The organism is Streptomyces sp. YS-3 (assembly GCF_045257485.1).
GTDB lineage: Bacteria > Actinomycetota > Actinomycetes > Streptomycetales > Streptomycetaceae > Streptomyces.
Map to the genome: position 1 here is coordinate 1 of NZ_JBJHPC010000690.1, position 3,466 is coordinate 3,466.

3 protein-coding genes are annotated in these 3,466 nt (G+C 73.6%); 1 reads left to right on the plus strand and 2 read right to left on the minus strand.

Features of this window, described 5'->3' with window-relative positions; all coding sequences use genetic code 11:
• Nucleotides 1–142: 142 nt before the first annotated feature.
• Both ACJA3G_RS33320 and ACJA3G_RS33325 read right to left on the minus strand, forming a co-directional pair.
• Entirely contained in the window at nt 143–1,267 is a 1,125-nt protein-coding gene (locus tag ACJA3G_RS33320) for an alpha/beta hydrolase (protein ID WP_406556769.1), read from the minus strand.
• 75 nt (nt 1,268–1,342) lie between these two features.
• A complete protein-coding gene (locus ACJA3G_RS33325; protein WP_406556770.1) occupies nt 1,343–2,002 on the minus strand; it encodes a class II aldolase/adducin family protein in 660 nt (219 codons plus the stop codon).
• A 232-nt stretch (nt 2,003–2,234) separates the two neighbouring features.
• Between ACJA3G_RS33325 and ACJA3G_RS33330 the strand changes: the two genes are divergently transcribed.
• The coding region (locus ACJA3G_RS33330) for an anion permease (RefSeq protein ID WP_406556771.1) at nt 2,235–3,466 on the plus strand (1,232 nt) is incomplete at its 3' end.

Consider the following 3,466-nt stretch of genomic DNA (forward strand, 5'->3'; position numbering starts at 1 on the left):
GCCGGGCACCGGGGAGGGGGCACACCGCGGTGACGGGCCGAAAGCCGAAGCGGAACAGCCGCCCCGGGGCGCGCCGCGGGCCTGGTGCGCCCCTGGGGGGCTCCGGGCGCCGCGTGTCGGCGGCACGCGCCGGCACCGCGTGTCACATGAGCGGGGTCAGGAAGCGCCGCAGGGCCTCCTCGTAGCGGTCCGGGTCGGCGTTCCACATCGAGGCGTGCGGGGCGTCCGTCACCGTGTGAAGGGTGACCAGATCGGGTCGGCGGGCCGCGAGTTCACGGGTGAGGGGCCAGGAGGCCAGGGTGTCGCCGGGGCCGTGGAAGACCAGGGTCGGCACGGACAGGGCGGCCGGGTCGGCCGCCTCGCGCAGATGGCGGCCGTGCGGGCCGGTGCGGCCCTGCGCGGCCCGGACGGCGAGCGGCAGCAGCGCGCTCGGGGCGCCGTGGGCGACGGCGAGGGCGCGTACGGTGCTCTCCCAGTCGAGCACCGGCGAGTCCAGGACGACGCCCCGGACGCGCTCGCGCATCCCGGAGTTCGCGGCGGCGAGCAGCGCCATGGTGGCGCCGGTGGACCAGCCGTGCAGGATGACGTCGCGGGCGCCGGAGCGCACGGCGTAGCGGATCGCGGCGTCGAGGTCGCGCCACTCCGAGTCGCCGAGGTGGCCGAGGCCGTCCGGGGACCGCGGGGCGCCCGCGTCGCCCCGGTAGGCGAGGTCGAGCACCGGCAGCCGGTGGCGGTGCAGGAACCCCATGACGTTGAGCGGGTGCTCGCGGGTGGTGCCCAGACCGTGCACGGTGATCACCCAGGTGCCGCGGTCGCCGGTCACCAGCCAGGCGGGCAGCACGCCGAGCTCCGCGGGGATCTCGACGTCCCGGTGGGGCAGGCCCAGCGCCTCGGCGGGGGTGCCGTGGTGGACCTGCGGGGTGAGCCGGACCCGGTCCCCCGGCTGCGGGCTGCCCCGGGTGACCCGCTCCAGGCGGCGCACCACGGTGTCCGCGGCGTGCGGCACGTCGACGACCTCACCGACCACGGCGTGGATGCCGGGGCCCTGGATGCCGTAGAGGCCGGGCCGCAGCGAGGCCAGGCAGCGGGTCAGGGCGATCCGTCCGGGCGCCGTGGCGTGCACGGTGAGCTCGGGGTCGGTGGGCAGCGGGCGGCCCGGTGGCACCTTCAGGGCCGCGTCGCTCGCGTACCGTCCGGCGGCCACCGCTGCCGCGCCGACGCCGATGAGTGTGGTGACGGCCGCTGCCGTCGCTGTAGCCGGGCGCACCGTTCCAGTGTCGGCAGTATGCGGCCTCACGGCCAGTGGACGGGGCCCACCGGGACACGTGTGGCGTACGGGGCGTCAGTGCTGTCCATATCCCCGGAACTGCTCGGCGGCCCGGCCGAGGTCGGCGGCGGAGAGCAGGGAGGGGGTGCGGCCGGGCACCGAGGAGGCGGCGAGCCAGAGCCGGCACATCCATTCCAGCTGGGCGGTGCGGTCGTACGCCTGGGAAAGAGTGGCTCCGTAGGTGACCGTTCCATGGTTCTGGAGGAGGCAGCCGGTGCGGCCGTCGAGGGCGCGGAGCATGTTCGCGGCCAGCTCCTCGGTCCCGTACAGCGCGTAGGGCGCGACCCGGACCGGGCCGCCGAGCGTGGCGGTCATGTAGTGGACCGGCGGGAGCTCGGTGACCAGGGTGGAGACGGCCGTGGCGTGGACGGCGTGGGTGTGGACGACGGCCCGGGCGTCGGTGTGCCGGTAGACCGCCAGGTGCATGGGGAGTTCGCTGGTGGGCCGCAGGGTGCCGGTGAGCTGCCGCCCGGTGAGGTCGACGGTGACGGTGTCGCCGGGTCCGAGGCGTTCGTACGGCACTCCGCTGGGGGTGACGAGCACCAGGTCCCCGACGCGTACGGAGACGTTGCCCGAGGTGCCCACGACCAGTCCCTCGTCGGCGGTGCGGCGCGCGGTCGCGATCAGCTCGGCCCAGGCCGGGGCGGTCGCCGCGGAGTCGTTCGGCTCTCCCATGGGAGTGATCCTCGCAGGCCGCGCGCCGGGGGCGGAGGGGTGAGCGGAGAGGTGAGCGGAATCTCTTCAATGGGCTCCATGACGGATATGCGCGGTCTGTCCGGTCCTGGTCGCCCCAAAACCCGGCCAAGAAGCGCCGGGATACACCGTGCGGTCCGGCTCAGTTCACCTTCCGTTCATTCAGGTTGCTTACGTTCGTCCAGCCACTGACGTCGAACGATTGCCTGGGTAAATGGAACACATCACGCTGCTGCTCGCCATTGTGGTCGTGACAGCTCTAGTGTTCGATTTCACGAACGGTTTCCACGACACCGCCAACGCGATGGCCACGACCATCTCGACCGGCGCCCTGAAGCCCAAAGCGGCGGTCGCCATGTCGGCCGCGCTCAACCTGGTCGGCGCGTTCCTGTCGGTGGAGGTCGCCAAGACGATCTCCGGCGGGATCATCAACGAGAAGGGCCTCAGAACAGAGGTCATCTTCGCGGCGCTCGTCGGCGCCATCCTGTGGAATCTGGTGACCTGGCTGCTCGGTCTGCCGTCCAGCTCCTCCCACGCCCTGTTCGGCGGCCTGATCGGCGCGGCCGTGATGTCGGCCGGCTGGTCCTCGGTGAACGGCTCGACCGTCATCACCAAGGTGCTGCTCCCCGCCGTCGCCGCCCCGCTCGTCGCGGGCGTCGCCTCGATGCTGGCCACCCGGCTGACGTACCGGATCAACCGGAACGTCGACCCGGCGGCCGAGAAGGCCACCGCCAAGGGCTACCGGGCCGGGCAGATCGCCTCCGCCGGTCTCGTCTCGCTCGCCCACGGCACCAACGACGCGCAGAAGACCATGGGCATCATCACCCTCGCCCTGGTCACCGGCGGCGTGCTGCACCCGGGCGCCAACCCCCCGCTGTGGGTCATCGTCTCGGCCGGCATGGCCATCGCCATGGGCACCTACCTCGGCGGCTGGCGCATCATCCGCACCATGGGCAAGGGCCTGACCGAGCTGGCGCCGCCGCAGGGCTTCGCCGCCCAGTCCGGTGCCGCGACCGTCATCCTGGCCTCCTCGCACCTCGGCTTCTCGCTCTCCACCACCCAGGTCTGCTCCGGCTCCGTCATGGGCGCCGGCCTCGGCCGCAAGGGCGGAGTGGTCCGCTGGTCCACCGCGACCCGGATGTTCATCGCCTGGGGCCTGACCCTGCCCGCCGCGGGCCTGGTCGGCGCCGGCGCCGAGTTCCTCACCGGCCAGGGCACCTGGGGCATCGTCCTCGTGGCGGTCCTGCTGCTCGCGGGCTCCGGCTTCATCTGGAAGCTGTCGCGCCGCCAGCCGGTCGACCACAACGACGTCACCAACGTCCCGGCCGCCACCCCGGCCGAGCCCGCCGGTGTCGTCACGACCGCGATGGCCGCGGTCACCCCGCCGCCCACCGCCGCCGCCGTGGCCGTCGACCTGACGGCCACCATCCCGGCGCCCTCCCCCGT